Origin of the sequence: Flagellimonas onchidii, assembly GCF_004804315.1 — a bacterium.
Classification (GTDB): domain Bacteria; phylum Bacteroidota; class Bacteroidia; order Flavobacteriales; family Flavobacteriaceae; genus Flagellimonas; species Flagellimonas onchidii.
Genome location: NZ_SRXX01000003.1, coordinates 52,230 through 67,485 on the forward strand (window position 1 = coordinate 52,230; position 15,256 = coordinate 67,485).

The window sequence follows — 15,256 nt, forward strand, 5'->3', positions numbered from 1 at the left end:
GATATGGGGTACTTTTTAGATGTGGTGCTTCCTATTCCATTGGAAAGACGCTTTACCTATAAGATTTCACAAAAAGAAGCCGGATTTATTCAAAAAGGTATGCGGGTGGCCATTCCCTTTGGGAAATCCAAAATCTACACGGCATTGGCATATGGCGTCCATCAAAATGCGCCGGAAGCATATGAAGCAAAAGAGATTTACCAGATTCTGGACGAAACCCCTCTTGTAAACCAATTTCAGTTTCAACATTGGGAATGGATAGCACAATATTATATGTGCACTTTAGGCGAAGTTGTGCGCAGTGCATTGCCCAGTTCTTTTTTGTTGGAAAGTGAAACCTTGATTTTGCCTAATAAAGAGACAGAAATCAATGACTTGGAACTCAAAGACGATGAGTTTTTAGTGTATGAAGCGTTACAGCATCAATCCATGTTAAAAGTGGGGGAAGTTAGCGATATCGTGGATAAGAAAAATGTACTTCCGCTGCTCAATAGACTTGTTCAAAAAGGAGTTGTCTGCCAAAAAGAAGAGCTCTACGAACAATACAAGCCCAAGTTGGTCCGGTATGTAAAACTTTCTGCCGAGTTTGATGACGAATCCAGATTGGAGGATTTGTTGAACAGTCTTTCCCGAGCGCCAAAGCAAAGTCAAGTGGTGTTGTCGTTGTTTCAGATTCAGGCGACCTCAAAAAAACCAATTCTGATAGCTGATTTGGAAAAGGAAAGTGGCAGTTCTAGGGCGGTCATCAAAGCATTGATAGATAAATCCGTTTTGGAAGAATATTTTATCCAAACGGATAGGGTTCAATATGATGCTGCGCAAGAAGAAAAGAAGATTGTGCTGAATTCGCATCAAAAGGAGGCATTTGAAGCTATAAAACAAAGTTTTGCAAACAAAAGAACAGCACTTTTGCATGGTGTAACCTCTTCTGGAAAAACCGAAGTGTATATCAAATTGATAGAGGAATGCCTCAATAGGGGAAAGCAAGCACTTTATCTATTGCCGGAAATAGCGCTTACCTCCCAACTCATTAATAGACTTCGACAATATTTCGGTGACAAAGTAGCGGTTTATCATTCAAAGTACAGTTTAAACGAACGCGTAGAAGCCTGGAAAAATGTCCTGAACAATGCTGAAAAAGCCCAAATCGTTATTGGAGCCAGGTCATCTTTGTTTTTACCTTTTTCCAATTTAGGATTGGTGGTTGTGGATGAGGAGCACGAAAGCTCTTTTAAACAATTTGACCCAGCTCCAAGATACCATGCCCGTGATGCTTCGGTCGTGTTAGCTTCGTACCATGGAGCGGATTGCCTTTTGGGCTCGGCCACCCCTAGTATAGAAAGTATGGATAATGTCCGAAAAGGGAAATACGGTTATGCCAGTATTAAAATTCGATATGGAAACGTACTGCTTCCTGACATCAACCTTGTGGACATTAAAGAGGCCACTCGGAAAAAACGAATGAAGGGTCATTTTTCAGAAACACTCTTCAATGCCATAACGGAAACCTTGGAAGAAGGGGAGCAGGTTATTCTGTTTCAAAACCGAAGGGGATTTTCACCTATTGTTGAGTGTACGACCTGTGGAAACGTTACCCAATGTCCTAACTGCGATGTAAGCCTCACTTATCATCAACATCGAAACCAACTAAGGTGTCATTACTGCGGATATCATATGGCTTTACAGAACAGTTGTACGGCTTGTGGAAGCTTTACTTTGGATAAAAAAGGATTTGGAACGGAGCAAATTCAGGAAGAACTGAAAGAGTTGTTCCCAGATGCAAGGGTAGGACGAATGGATTTGGATACTACACGTGGAAAATATGCCTATGAAAAAATAATAACGGCCTTTGAGCAACAAGAAATGGATATTTTGGTGGGAACGCAGATGGTAACCAAAGGATTGGATTTTAGAAATGTGAGCCTTGTGGGTATTATGAATGCGGATTCATTGTTAAATTTCCCGGATTATAGAGCCCATGAACGTAGTTTTCAAATGCTCACTCAAGTCGCCGGAAGGGCTGGTCGAACCCAGAAAAGGGGCAAGGTGTTGATTCAGACGTATAATCCCTACCATCAAATTTTACAGCAAGTAACCACGAACGATTATAATAAAATGTTCAGGGAACAGCTGTATGAGCGGGAGCAGTTTAAATATCCACCGATTAATAAAATTATTAAACTTACACTAAAGGATAGGGATTTTAACAAACTCAACGAAGCGGCGGAGTGGTTCGCAAGTTCTCTCAGAAATGTTTTGAAGCATCAAGTCTTAGGACCCGAATATCCGCCCGTAGCGAGAATTCGTCGTGAGTACTTGAAGAATATTGTGGTCAAAGTTCCGAGGACGCAATCGATGGCCCAAATAAAAAATAGCATTAAAAGAATTGAAAAATCTTTTAATGCTATTTCCAAGTATAAAAGTGTGAGACTGCTCTATAATGTAGACCACATATAATGGTTAAACATTGGCAAGCGCTTCTGCTAGTTCAGTCTTTTTATTTCTACTCAAAGGAATTTGTCTACCGCTTACCTCAACATTTTTACTGTTGAACTTTTCGATTTTCTCAAGATTCACAATGTAGGATTTATGGATTCTAAGAAACTTCTCTGCTGGAAGTTGCTTTTCAAAAGCTTTCATGGTGGAAAGAATCACAATATTAGCTTCGTCGGTCACCAATTTGATGTAATCTCCCAAAGCTTCAATCCATTTAATGTCGTTTAAGATAACCTTACGCTTTTTAAGGTTACTTTTTACAAAAATGTGCTCCTCATCTTCATCAACCCTGTTCATCTGCTCATATTTTGCAACCGCTCTTTTTACAGAGGCCTCAAAACGGGCCAAAGTAATAGGCTTGTGCAAGTAATCGGTTACATCATAATCAAAAGCCTTGAGCGCGTAATCAGGCTTTCCGGTAATCAAAATTACTTGTGGAGGGTTGTCAAGAGCCTCTAAAAGGTCAAAGCCGCTAATGATTGGCATTTCAACATCCAAGAAAATCAAATCGATTTCATGGTTCTTAAGTCCATTTTTGGCTTCAATAGCATTACTGTACTCGGCTACCAAGGCAAGATGAGGGTGATTGTTGACTAATTTTGCAACGGCCATGCGCTGCATTGAGGAGTCGTCTACAATTATACTTTTTAATTTCATAGAATGGGGTGATTTGTAGGGTTTTAAATCATCGGCAAATTACACAAAAATGACGTTTAACTACAACAAAAGATGTAAACATGGTCTATTTTGTTGTGTATATTACCATATACGATACGTAGGTTTAAAAGGTTCATTATTGTTAATAACTCTTAGCTTTAAACGAAGATTTTTACCTTTTCTTGCGAGGGTTCATATTTATTGCTAATTTTGCGCTCCTTTAAAAATAAACAATATATGAACCATTACGAAACTGTTTTCATTTTGAATCCCGTTCTGTCTGAAACCCAGATAGAGGAAACAGTCAAGAAATTTGAAGATTTCTTGATTAAGAATGGTGGCAAAATGGTCTCCAAAGAGAATTGGGGACTTAAAAAATTGGCCTATCCCATTCAGCACAAAAAAAGTGGATTTTACCACTTGTTTGAATTTACCGTTCCAGGTGAGGTTATTGAACCTTATGAGGTAGAATTCAGAAGAGATGAACGTATTATGCGTTTTTTGACCGTTAAGTTGGACAAGCATGCTATTGCTTGGGCAGAAAAGAGAAGAACAAAATTAAAAGCAAACGCATAGGGTTATGTCATCAATAGAACAACAAGCGAAATCAAAAAAAGATGGGGAAATCAGATATTTGACCCCGTTGAACATTGAGACCAACAAGCAAAAGAAATACTGCAGATTTAAAAAATCTGGAATCAAATATATTGATTACAAAGACCCAGATTTTTTGATGAAGTTGGTAAACGAGCAAGGTAAATTACTTCCAAGAAGACTTACCGGAACTTCATTAAAGTATCAGAGAAAAGTGGCTCAAGCTGTAAAGCGTGCACGTCACCTAGCGTTAATGCCGTATGTTGGCGATATGTTGAAATAAAAAATACTGAAGAATGGAACTTATTCTAAAAGAAGATATACAGGATTTGGGTTTTAAGGACGATATCGTAACAGTGAAGAACGGTTATGGAAGAAATTACCTTATCCCTAAAGGTTTGGCTAGTTTGGCTACCCCTTCTGCAAAAAAGGTGTTGGCCGAGAACTTGAAACAAAGAGCCCATAAAGAAAAGAAGGTAGTTGATGAAGCCAACAAGGTGGCAGAGGCATTAAAACAATTGGAAATCCGTATTCCTGCTAAAGCTGGAGCTGGAGATAAGTTGTTTGGTTCTGTCAGCAATATAGATTTGGCTGCTGCTTTGGATAAAGCAGGTCATCAGATCGAAAGAAAATTTATCAATATCAAAGGAGGAACAATCAAAAGAGTTGGGCCGTACAGCGCTTCAATCAGACTTCACAGAGAAGTAATTGTTGATTTCCCTTTTGAAGTAATAGCAGAGGCTAAATAAAAGCTGAAGTCTAAAATAAATACAGTTAAAGAGCTATGCCTTGCATGGCTCTTTTCTTTTTTTATAAGAATGTTTATGAAGTACGCACGGTTGACACAACAGCAATTGGAAGAACTGCATCCTGAGTTTATCAACTTTTTGGCCACACAGTCCATTACAGCGGATGAGTGGGTCGCCATAAAGGAAGAAAAGCCAGAGGTTGCTGAAGAGGAAATAGATGTTTTTAGTGATTTGGTTTGGGAAGGAGTATTGTCTAAGGTGGAATATCTGGAGAATATTTCAGAGTCGCACATGCACTTGTTCCATCTGACGGAAAAGGAAATGAAATTGTTTTCCGTTAAAGTAATGAATCCTGATATCGATTTAAGAACCGAAGAAGGTTTTGGTTGGTTCAAACGGAATTTCCAATCAGATTTCGTGGAGTATCTAACCGCTTCCAAAGCCTATTCCGAAGATAAGAACAAGGACAAGTTTGATTTGATTCAGCAAGGGGCTGTGATTACCAAAGGTGATCTCTACCAGTGGTTTGAACAGATTATGGAGTAGCTTTCAGAAGTTGGAAGTCAGATATCTGAAATCCAACATCTGATTGTAATTAGCTTGAATTCGTGAAATTCGTGTCAAACCATAAAATCACGAAACCGCCAAACCGTTTATATTTGCACCAGAATTCTAGTACATGTCACAAAAACCATCCATTCCTAAGGGAACACGCGATTTTTCACCAACCGAGGTTGCCAAACGCAACTACATCATTCAAACCATAAGAAAACACTTTGAAGTATATGGTTTTCAACCTATTGAGACACCGTCTTTTGAAAATTCAGAAACCTTGATGGGCAAATATGGAGATGAAGGCGATCGTTTAATTTTTAAGATTCTAAACTCCGGGGACTTTATTTCCAAAGTTGATGATGTCACCTATAGCTCAAAGAATTCTACTTCTTTGACGCCTAAGATTTCAGAAAAAGCCCTCCGTTATGATCTTACGGTGCCTTTTGCACGCTATGTGGTCATGCACCAAAATGAGATTGATTTTCCGTTCAAGCGCTACCAAATACAACCTGTTTGGCGGGCGGATAGACCCCAAAAAGGACGTTTCAGGGAGTTTTACCAATGCGATGCCGATGTGGTAGGAGCCAATGCCTTATTGCAGGAAGTTGAGTTTGTGCAGTTGTATGATGCCGTATTTACGGATTTAGGATTGAAGGGCGCGACTATTAAACTTAATAACAGAAAAATACTTTCCGGAATTGCTGAGGTAATCGGAGCAAAACACTTATTAGTGGACTTTACCGTTGCCTTGGACAAATTGGATAAAATAGGAGAGGAGAAGGTAAAGCAAGAAATGATGGACAAAGGCATTTCGGAACAAGCTATTGCCAAAGCTTCACCTTTATTTCAGATGGTTGGTTCTAGCCAAGAACAGCTGGATCAATTAAAATCCCTTTTGGTAGAATCTGAAATCGGGATGGAGGGAATTGCGGAAATGCAGGAAATCGTGAACACTATCGAAGAGATTGGATTGCAATCAGCAAAATTACAGTTAGATGTTACCTTAGCCCGTGGACTCAACTATTATACCGGTGCTATTTTTGAAGTAAGTGCTCCCGAAGGTGTAAAAATGGGATCCATTGGCGGTGGCGGTCGTTATGATGATCTTACTGGCATTTTTGGATTGAAAGGCGTGAGCGGTGTAGGTATTTCTTTTGGTTTGGATCGTATCTATTTGGTTCTTGAGGAACTGGGCTTGTTTCCAGAAACATTGGAAAAATCAATTGATGTTTTGTGCATCAATTTTGGAAAGGCCGAAAGTTTGGCTTCCTTAAAATTGGTTGGGAAACTAAGGGCTAATGGTGTTAAGGCAGAAGTATACCCTTCAGCGGCCAAAATGCAGAAGCAAATGAAATATGCCAATAACCGTCAGGTGCCCTTTGTGGTGATGATTGGTGACCAAGAACTTTCTAAGGGAGAGTTTGTAGTAAAAAACATGACTACAGGCAAGCAGCAAGTTTATTCGTTGGATAATGCTAAGGAGTTCTTATCCGAGCTAGTTACTGAATAATACTTCCAAAAGCTCCTTTTCCCGATATCATTCTATACAAATGTCACACTGAGCCTGTCGAAGGAAGGGAAAGGTGTCCACTTTAGTGGACGAAAAGGGTAAAACGATGTAGTATGTCATTCCGTACTTGATACGGAATCCATCCCGTCCTTCGTCCATCTTCCCTTGAACTCTTCGAAGTTTTAGTAAAGAAGAGAGAAGGAGCCCAGACTAATTTTCCTCTCATTCGTCAATTCAAAACAGGCATCTATCAATTAGCCTAAGATTTTTTGTGAAAATTTCCAGAACTTCACTTATCGTAGGATATAAATCATTAAAACGAATTCATATCCTTTAGATAAGTGCAATTGATTTCCTTTACCGTATAGGGTGTATCCTTTTTTCTATTTTGGCGATAACATTCTCATAATAGAAAATTGCATGCGGAACAAATCCTTCAAGCTTGTCTTGCTTCACTTTTTCCTTAAAAACGTCTATTGCAAACAATTGAAGGTCATCAACTTCGCTTTCCTGTCTTTTAAGTTTTACCAAGGGAACCTCTAACTTGCAGAGAAAATTGTGATGGAACTCATTATCAATAAGGGTTTCAGAATGTTTGTGCATGGATTTAAATGTTCCAATCCTTTCCAAATCGGATTGGTTTATTTCAAGCCCAATTTCTTCCTCAATCTCACGAATTGCCGCTTGGATGATATCTTCACCAGCTCCAATATGACCTGCTACGGAAACATCCCATAACGAGGGAAAAGTGTCTTTGTCATGCGCACGCTTCTGAAATAAAATTTGCCCGTCAGATGTATAGAACCAGACATGAATGGTAGGATGGAAGAGCCCTTTTAGATGTGCTTCCGATTTTAGACATGTCCGCCCTGTTGCGTTTCCGTCTTCGTCCAGGATGTCTATCAACTCATCCATAGTTATCTTATCACAGCATTGTCATTCCCACAAAAGTGGGAATCTTTAAAATATTAATGGATTCCTGCCTACGCAGGAATGACATAATCAATCAAAATAATTGAACGTCTCCCCCTCCTTAATGTTGAGGAGTGTTTCATAGATTAATCGAATTACATTTTCCACATCATCTTTATGTACCATTTCCACAGTGGTGTGCATATAACGAAGGGGCAATGAAATAAGAGCGGAAGCAACACCTCCGTTACTGTAGGCAAATGCATCAGTATCAGTTCCGGTGTATCGCGACGAAGCCAACCTTTGGAAAGGTATCTTTTTGGCCTCAGCAGTTTCGATAATACGCTCCCTAAGCTTGTTTTGAACCGCTGGAGCATAAGAAATCACTGGTCCGGAACCAATGGCCGTTTCGCCTTCTTTCTTTTTATCGATCATCGGAGTGGTGGTGTCGTGACATACATCCGTAACAATGGCTACGTTGGGTTTAATGGTTTGGGTGATCATCTCAGCACCACGCAACCCAATTTCCTCTTGAACCGAATTGGTAATGTAAAGCCCAAAGGGAAGTTTCTTTTTGTTCTCATGAAGCAATCTTGCTACTTCTGCAATCATAAAACCTCCTGCCCGATTATCAATGGCACGGCATACGAATTTATTTTTGTTCATGACCTGGAATTCATCGGGATAGGTAATCACACATCCCACATGAACTCCCATTTTTTCAACTTCTTCCTTGTCTTTGGCGCCAATATCAATAAAAATATTATCTAGCTTTGGAGGCTCTTCTTTAGCTCTATTTCGGGTATGAATCGCAGGCCATCCGAAAACACCTTTTACAATGCCATTTTTGGTATGGATATTCACCCATTTTGATGGTGCAATTTGATGGTCGCTACCCCCATTTCTAATCACATAGAGTAATCCATTGTCCGTAATATAATTCACATACCACGAAATCTCATCGGAATGCCCTTCAATAACTACTTTATAGGGTGCATCAGGATTTATAACTGCTACGGCAGTACCGTAAGTGTCGGTGATGAAATCATCCACATAAGGCTTTAGATAATCCATCCAAATTTTTTGCCCTTCCCACTCGTAGCCTGTAGGAGAAGCATTGTTCAAATATTTTTCAAAGAATTTTAGCGACTTAGCGGTAATTATTTTTGATGCTGCCATGTAGTAATTTTAGTCCACAAACATACTAATATTCACTTTTATTTAATAGCTGAATTATGTGTTTATCCTTAATTTTGGTTAAATTTTAGAGTGTCCCGAATGTTAAGATATTGTACCATTTCATTGTTTCTGCTAATGGTTTTCGATGGTTTTTCCCAAGAAATTGGAAAAGATTCCATTGCGGATTATTATGTTCGATTTGAAGGAGACTCCATTTTAAGGAGCTCTATTGAATTAGATGAGGTATATATCTTTGGCAAGCTGAAATTTGCAAATAGAAATGAAAAGCTACGATACTATATACTTCGGCGCAAGACTTTAAAAGTGTACCCCTATGCCAAATTGGCGGCAGAGCGGTTGGAAGAAATGAACGATAGTCTTGTGAAAATCAAAAAGCGTCGTCATCGAAAAAAATACACTAAAACTGTTCAAAAATATGTGGAGGGTGAATTTTCAGACGAACTTAAAAAGTTGACCCGTACCGAAGGTCAAATCCTTATAAAACTGATTTATAGACAAACCGGGAAAACCGCATTCAATTTGGTAAAGGAGCTTAGGAATGGGTGGCGTGCCTTTTGGTATAATACAACGGCAAAAGCCTTTAAAATAAGTATCAAAGAAGAATTTCATCCTGAAAGTATTCACGAAGATTATCTGATTGAAGATATTCTGCAGCGTGCGTTTGCCTCTAACAAGTTACAACGCCAAAAATCGGTTTTGGACTACGATTATGCACAGTTGAGCAATAAGTGGAAGAAGGTTTCCGATGAAAAGAACTAGCTTTTGTTTTTCTTTCCGAAAAGGGCATCCATCATAATATTTACGGATTTAAAGCCCTTATAAATTGCAAATGCAGCCAAAAACAAACCTATAACGAGAACCGGCCAAAACAAGGGTTTTTCTTGATTTTTAAAAGCTTGATATAGGACAATAGGGCTTAGAAACATAAAAAATGCTGTATAGCCGAATGATTTGATGCCCTTTACCAAAAGTTGCTTATCTGTTCCCATGAACCTCAAAAGTAGCAAGAATACTTTATATTTAGTGGAAGTCATAAAATCACTATGGAATTATTCACTCTCGTTTTAGCCATATTGTTCATTATTGTTGCGACAGTCAGGTTTAAAATGAACCCGGTGCTATCACTTACGTTAGCTGTCATTGTCTCAGGATTGCTATTGGGAATGGACTCGACTAAGATTGTGTCAACACTTGGGGAAGGTTTTGGTAAGACCCTTTCAGGGATTGGCTTGGTGATTGCTTTTGGAACTATCATCGGGATTTTTCTTGAAAAGACGGGAAGCACTAAAGTGTTGGCCAATTCCATTTTATCGTTTGTCGGATTAAAACGTTCTCCTTTGGCGCTGAATCTTGCTGGTTTTGTGATATCTATTCCGGTGTTTTGCGATTCTGGGTTTGTAATTCTTTCTTCCTTGAATAAAGCCTTAAGCAAAAAGTCAGGAGTTCCAGTTATGGTCTTTGCCATCGCTTTGGCCACAGGTTTGTACTCCGCCCATGTTTTTGTGCCGCCTACACCAGGACCACTTGCAGCGGCTGCAGTATTGGAAGCGGATTTAGGGATGGTCATGGTCTTAGGATTGGTCACGGCAATTCCCGTTTCTTTGATGGGGTATTTTTGGGCCAAGTTTATTGGTAAATCTCTTAGAGAAAAAGAAGAAGGAAACACAATGAAGGAAAACCAAATTACCCCCATATCAAATATTAAACCTATCATGGCATTTTTACCATTGTTGGTACCGGTTGTGTTGATTGCATTAAAATCTATAGGAGATTATCCGTCGCATCCATTTGGGGAAGGTTTAGTCTTTAAAATACTTGGATTTATTGGTAGTCTGATAGTTGCTTTGCTTGTTGGAGTGTTTTTTGCGTTTCCACTGGCAAAGGGAGTGGAACCGAAAGTGCGAAACGAATGGGTGGCAGATGCACTTAAACAGGCAGGTGCAATCGTTTTGATAACCGGTGCGGGAGGAGCTTTTGGAGCTATTTTAAGAACCATGGATATAGCATCTATTATTAACATCAATGCAGCATCGGGCATCACAGGTTTATTGATTTGCTTCGGCATTGCCGCAGTACTAAAAACAGCTCAAGGTTCATCTACGGTCGCCATTATCACTACGGCTGCGATTGTAGCACCCTTATTGGTGACTTTTGGTCTAGAATCTGTAACGGATAAAGCTCTTGGGGTTTTAGCCGTAGGAGCAGGGGCCATGACGGTAAGTCATATTAACGACAGCTATTTTTGGGTGGTTTCCCAATTTTCGAATATGGATGTAAAAACTGCATTGAAAGGACATACGATAGCAACCTTTTTTCAAGGTTTGACTGGTTTGATGGTAATTATTCTTTTACATTTTTTGTTCTAACCATTATTCGATTACCAACGTCTGTGAAAACTCTTCGACCACAGCGAAGTATCCCAATGGGAAATCTTCTGGACGGTTAACATTGTCAAAGAGTAGGTTGTTGTCCAAACCAGTGACATCGAATACGTTACCCCTTACTGTAGCAGCTGGGGTTTCAAATACCCCTCCATCGTTTTGGGTCTGTTCAATCAATAAATCTACATAGTTGAAAAACCTTTGGTCAGCTCCTAAGATATTAACTTCAATTTCCTGACCAGGTTCTAAATCCTTTTGATAGAAATAGGAAAATTCAAATTGTTGACCATCTATGAATTGGTCATCCAAAGCTAAAAATTCGCCAAAACCGAAATCGAAAACATAATAGTTTTCAATATCGGTCATATCAGAAATAGTAATTTTTACTTCAGTATCGTCTTCATCGAAAAGGGTTTCATTTCCCTGAACCAAATTATCTATTGGAACGGTTTTGGAATATGGGGTTCTTGCGGCGTACCTACGACCTTTATGTTCTAGAATGAGAATGAAAACTGTATTGGGCAATAGTGAAGAAGTTTGAATTCTTTGATCACTATCAAACGTTGGGTCAGGAATGTAAATTCCGGAGCCAGGTGCAGATTCAGCCAAAGAGGAAGTGGCCAAATTGTTCAAAAGTTCGGGTGCATCTGGATTAGGTTGTCCAAAGATAATTATGGCATTTTCCAATGATGTCACTGGTGATTCCTCAAAGAAATTATTGGTCTCTGTTACTTTGATTTCAATGGGAACAAACTCTTCATTCTCATCCACTCTCAGGATTCCGTTGATTATCAACCGGGGGGAGGTAGTGGGCACTTCAACATCCACCACATCTTCGCATCCGAACAGCATAATCAGCAATCCTATGAGTGTCAATTTGTTTTTCATATCAAAATTTGAAATTATAGGTTATAGCTGGAATAATTCCAAATATTGAGGTTCTTATGGCCTCGTTCCTTCCCGTATCTTGGTTTTGCCTAAAATTAATGGAGGCAGCATTTCTTCGATTATAGGCGTTGTAGATACTAAAGACCCATTCAGACTGAAAGTTTTGCTCTCTTTTTCGCTTGCTTTTAAAGGTGGCCGATAAATCTAGCCGGTGATAATCTGGCAAATGGGTTTGATTGCGGAGCCCAAAGAAAGGAACTACCAAACCTTGAAATTCAAATTGACCGATGGGATAGTTTGTGGGTTGACCGGTTTGGAAGACAAAATTAGCGTTGAAATTCCATCTTTCATTCAGGTCATAACTACCATATAGGGCTATATCATGAGTTTTATCAAAAGGAGTGCTATACCATTCCCCAAAATTTATTCCGGTCTCCATATTGGATCTACCATTATCGAGTGTCGCTGTTCTGCCCGGAGTTCTTTGTTCAGAGCGGGATAGAGTATAGGCTAGCCAACCTTGAAAACGGCCTTCATTTTTCCGAAACAACAGTTCCAAGCCATAGGCACGAGCCTCTCCGTTTAAAATAACCTGTTCGATGGCATCGTTTGCAATCAAGTCTGCACCATCGATATAGTCTATTCGATTTTCAATGTCTTTATAAAACCCTTCAAGCTCTAAGGTGTATTTTCCATTTTTAATATTCCTAAAATATCCAAGGGCATATTGGTTGAGCAATTGAGGTTCCACAAATGGACCACTGGGTGTCCATACATCCAATGGGGTAGGAGAACTGGTATTGGATAGCAAGTGGAGATACTGGGCCAGTCGGGTATAGCTGACCTTGAAGGAATTGTCATTGTTCATGGCATAGGCAACTGAAATCCTAGGCTCTAGGTTAGCGAATGTGGATAGGTTTTGTCCCCTTCCCGGACTTATGGTATCAATGGGGGTAGCTTCTTGATAGACCAGTTGAAATGGATCAAACACCACTGGTTGGTCGTTTTGATATACAAATAATTCATCTTGTCCAAGACGGTTAAAAAGACTTACTCTTAAACCGTAGTTGACGCTTAATTTCTCGGTCAATTTTTGTTCAACATCAACGTAAGCAGCTGTTTCATTGGCATACTTTTTTGTAAGTTGCTCCTCCACAATTCCAGAATCTTCACGGTTTGGTTTTATTTTTCCAGGGTTAAAGACATAATAGATATTGTTTAGACCATAGTTTACTTGAAACTTGTCGTTGATATAGTGTTTTAAGTCATATTTTAGGTTGAAATTTTGAATACCGGAATCCCATTCAAAGCCTACAAAATCCAACTCTAGACCATAGAAATAATCAGAATAAATGAGGGATAGGTTGGAGAAAAGCTTATCGGAAAACAAGTGGTTCCATCTAAAATTTCCGACGGCATTCCCATAGGTGTTTACAAAGCTCTCGTTAATGCTGAACAGGTCTCTTCCGAAATAACCAGACAGATAAATATTGTTTCTATCATTAACTTTATGGTTAAACTTGGTATTAAGGTCAAAAAAATAGGCCTTGTTATCAATGTCGAACAACGGTAGAAACAAATGCGCATAGGAAGCACGTCCACCTACTAAGAATGCGGTTCTGTCTTTGGTAATGGGGCCTTCAATGAGTAACCTGCTGGCTACGGCACCAATACCTCCATTTACTTTTAAATCTTTACTGTTGCCTTCTTTTTGAAATATTTCGAGGACCGATGATACCCGTCCGCCATAACGTGCAGGAATTCCTCCTTTGAACAATTTTACATCTTTGATTGCATCTGGGTTAAAGACGGAAAAAAAACCGAAAAGGTGAGAAGAGTTAAATATGGTGGCCTCGTCCAATAAAATAAGGTTTTGATCAGCAGCCCCTCCGCGAACGTTAAAGCCCGATGATGCCTCACCTGCACTGGTTACCCCAGGTAAGAGTAGCAGTGATTTAATGACATCGGCTTCCCCTAGAACCACCGGTATCTGCTTTATGGTTTGGATGGCCATGGTATTCACACTCATTTGGGGTTTTTTAATATCCAATTGGCGGGACTCATCTGTCACTACAACTTCTTCTAACAGCTCCATTTTTTCACTTAAACTGAAATCTCTTTTGACATCCTTGTTCAAGTTAATGGTCTCTTTGATATCTTGATACCCCAAATAACTTACTATGATTTCGTAAGTGCCCTTGGGGAGTGTAATGGAATAAAATCCATATTCGTTTGTGGCCACCCCAGTCTGTATATCAGGAAAAGCCACAGTTACCCCAATTAGGGTTTCATTACTTTTGGCTTCTGATATGGTGCCGCTTAATGTAAATTTTTGCTGTGCTTGAAGAAATGCCATACTGAAAAGAAGTATGGTGAGGATGGTAACTTGTCTTTTAGACATAGCAACGGTTTCTTTAAAGTTACATATTGATAGTGGAAAATAAAAATGATACACCAAGGTTATTCTAAAGTCAAAAGTTCTGTATCGAATTCGCTGATAGCAAAATATCCAAAGGGTGGATTATTGGGGTTTGAAGTGTTGATGATATTGCCCCTTACGTTGCCTGGAGGTACCGAAAAAGGGCCGTCACCACCATCTTCTCCAGATTGAATCAAGGCAAGACTGGCATAATTTGCGAATTCTTTGTCAATCCCGAAAAGGGTAATGACCAGCAAATCGCCAGGGTCTACATCTTCATAAAAATAGGAGAAAGTAAGGGAGCTGTCTTGAAAAAACTCATCATCTATCACTAAAAAATTACCAAACCCGAAAGAAATAAGGTAATAACTTCTTGTTCCAGGGATATCCATAAAGGTGACCTCCACTTCCGTTTCTTCCTCATCAAAAAGAAAACCGTCTTTTTGTTCCACTTTATCGATTATGGATGAATGCTGCATCTGTTGGGTTGCGGTATATACTTGGTTGTTATGTGTGACAACCAAAGTATAGTCACGATTAAACTTGAGTTCAGGAAAATTGACTCCAAATACTCCAGGTTGACTCTCCAATAGTTGAAAGGATTCACCTGATTGTTCGTCAAGGATGGATACACTTGCGTTGAGCACCGGAGGGATTTCTTCAGAGAGAAAAGGAGCGGTATACGTCAACCTGACCTCACCTGCTACAATTGGATTGCCATTGTTCTCGTTATACCCAATAAGGGCATCGATGACCAATTTGGATTCTGAAGTTGGTAAATCCACGTTGATAACATCCTCGCAACTCACAAATAGCCCAAGGGTAATAATAGAAAGCAAACAGTATCTCAAACCTGCAATATTGAACTATGATAGTCTAAAATAGACAATCAACA

At 39.4% G+C, this 15,256-nt stretch carries 15 protein-coding genes; 8 read left to right on the top strand and 7 right to left on the bottom strand.

What is annotated here, in order from left to right; genetic code table 11:
* Window positions 1-3 precede the first annotated feature (3 nt).
* Window positions 4-2,457 carry a replication restart helicase PriA gene (gene priA / locus E4661_RS04120; RefSeq protein ID WP_136465556.1) on the top strand — a complete coding sequence of 818 codons (2,454 nt, stop codon included), beginning with the start codon at window positions 4-6 and terminating at the stop codon, window positions 2,455-2,457.
* A gap of 3 nt (window positions 2,458-2,460) precedes the next feature.
* Here the strand turns inward: priA and E4661_RS04125 are convergent, their stop codons facing one another.
* Window positions 2,461-3,153: a LytR/AlgR family response regulator transcription factor gene (locus E4661_RS04125; protein WP_136465557.1), complete on the bottom strand. Its 693-nt coding sequence runs from the start codon at window positions 3,151-3,153 to the stop codon at window positions 2,461-2,463.
* Window positions 3,154-3,390: 237 nt separating this feature from the next.
* Here E4661_RS04125 and rpsF point away from each other — a divergent pair, with 237 nt between their 5' ends.
* The 5 genes from rpsF (at window position 3,391) to hisS (ending at window position 6,561) form a co-directional block, all read left to right on the top strand.
* On the top strand, window positions 3,391-3,729 hold the full coding sequence (gene rpsF / locus E4661_RS04130; protein ID WP_136465558.1) for a 30S ribosomal protein S6: 339 nt from the start codon (window positions 3,391-3,393) through the stop codon (window positions 3,727-3,729).
* Between the two features lie 4 nt (window positions 3,730-3,733).
* Window positions 3,734-4,030, top strand: a complete 297-nt coding sequence (rpsR, locus tag E4661_RS04135) for a 30S ribosomal protein S18 (protein ID WP_054557866.1) — start codon at window positions 3,734-3,736, stop codon at window positions 4,028-4,030.
* A gap of 13 nt (window positions 4,031-4,043) precedes the next feature.
* A complete protein-coding gene (gene rplI, locus E4661_RS04140) occupies window positions 4,044-4,496 on the top strand; it encodes a 50S ribosomal protein L9 (protein ID WP_136465559.1) in 453 nt (150 codons plus the stop codon).
* Window positions 4,497-4,571: 75 nt separating this feature from the next.
* Window positions 4,572-5,042 carry a DUF6495 family protein gene (locus E4661_RS04145; protein ID WP_136465560.1) on the top strand — a complete coding sequence of 157 codons (471 nt, stop codon included), beginning with the start codon at window positions 4,572-4,574 and terminating at the stop codon, window positions 5,040-5,042.
* Window positions 5,043-5,175: 133 nt separating this feature from the next.
* The gene (gene hisS, locus E4661_RS04150) at window positions 5,176-6,561 is read left to right on the top strand and encodes a histidine--tRNA ligase (RefSeq protein ID WP_136465561.1); all 1,386 of its coding nucleotides are present in this window, start codon (window positions 5,176-5,178) and stop codon (window positions 6,559-6,561) included.
* Window positions 6,562-6,918: 357 nt separating this feature from the next.
* Here the strand turns inward: hisS and E4661_RS04155 are convergent, their stop codons facing one another.
* Both E4661_RS04155 and E4661_RS04160 read right to left on the bottom strand, forming a co-directional pair.
* On the bottom strand, window positions 6,919-7,476 hold the full coding sequence (locus tag E4661_RS04155) for an NUDIX hydrolase (protein WP_136465562.1): 558 nt from the start codon (window positions 7,474-7,476) through the stop codon (window positions 6,919-6,921).
* An 87-nt stretch (window positions 7,477-7,563) separates the two neighbouring features.
* A complete protein-coding gene (locus E4661_RS04160; protein WP_136465563.1) occupies window positions 7,564-8,652 on the bottom strand; it encodes a M42 family metallopeptidase in 1,089 nt (362 codons plus the stop codon).
* 99 nt (window positions 8,653-8,751) lie between these two features.
* Here E4661_RS04160 and E4661_RS04165 point away from each other — a divergent pair, with 99 nt between their 5' ends.
* On the top strand, window positions 8,752-9,432 hold the full coding sequence (locus E4661_RS04165; protein ID WP_136465564.1) for a DUF4294 domain-containing protein: 681 nt from the start codon (window positions 8,752-8,754) through the stop codon (window positions 9,430-9,432).
* Here the strand turns inward: E4661_RS04165 and E4661_RS19370 are convergent.
* Window positions 9,429-9,707, bottom strand: coding sequence for a DUF6095 family protein (locus tag E4661_RS19370; protein ID WP_313779146.1), 279 nt, complete (start codon window positions 9,705-9,707; stop codon window positions 9,429-9,431). The genes E4661_RS04165 and E4661_RS19370 overlap by 4 nt on opposite strands.
* Before the next feature lie 9 nt (window positions 9,708-9,716).
* Between E4661_RS19370 and E4661_RS04175 the strand changes: the two genes are divergently transcribed.
* Window positions 9,717-11,039 (top strand): GntP family permease, encoded by a 1,323-nt coding sequence (locus tag E4661_RS04175; RefSeq protein ID WP_136465566.1) that lies wholly within the window; start codon window positions 9,717-9,719, stop codon window positions 11,037-11,039.
* A 3-nt stretch (window positions 11,040-11,042) separates the two neighbouring features.
* Here the strand turns inward: E4661_RS04175 and E4661_RS04180 are convergent, their stop codons facing one another.
* The 3 genes from E4661_RS04180 to E4661_RS04190 are packed head-to-tail and all read right to left on the bottom strand — an operon-like array spanning window position 11,043 to window position 15,212.
* Window positions 11,043-11,942: a DUF4249 family protein gene (locus E4661_RS04180; RefSeq protein ID WP_136465567.1), complete on the bottom strand. Its 900-nt coding sequence runs from the start codon at window positions 11,940-11,942 to the stop codon at window positions 11,043-11,045.
* A gap of 1 nt (window position 11,943) precedes the next feature.
* Window positions 11,944-14,343 (bottom strand): TonB-dependent receptor, encoded by a 2,400-nt coding sequence (locus E4661_RS04185; RefSeq protein WP_136465568.1) that lies wholly within the window; start codon window positions 14,341-14,343, stop codon window positions 11,944-11,946.
* A 59-nt stretch (window positions 14,344-14,402) separates the two neighbouring features.
* A complete protein-coding gene (locus E4661_RS04190; RefSeq protein WP_168796325.1) occupies window positions 14,403-15,212 on the bottom strand; it encodes a DUF4249 family protein in 810 nt (269 codons plus the stop codon).
* Window positions 15,213-15,256 lie beyond the last annotated feature (44 nt).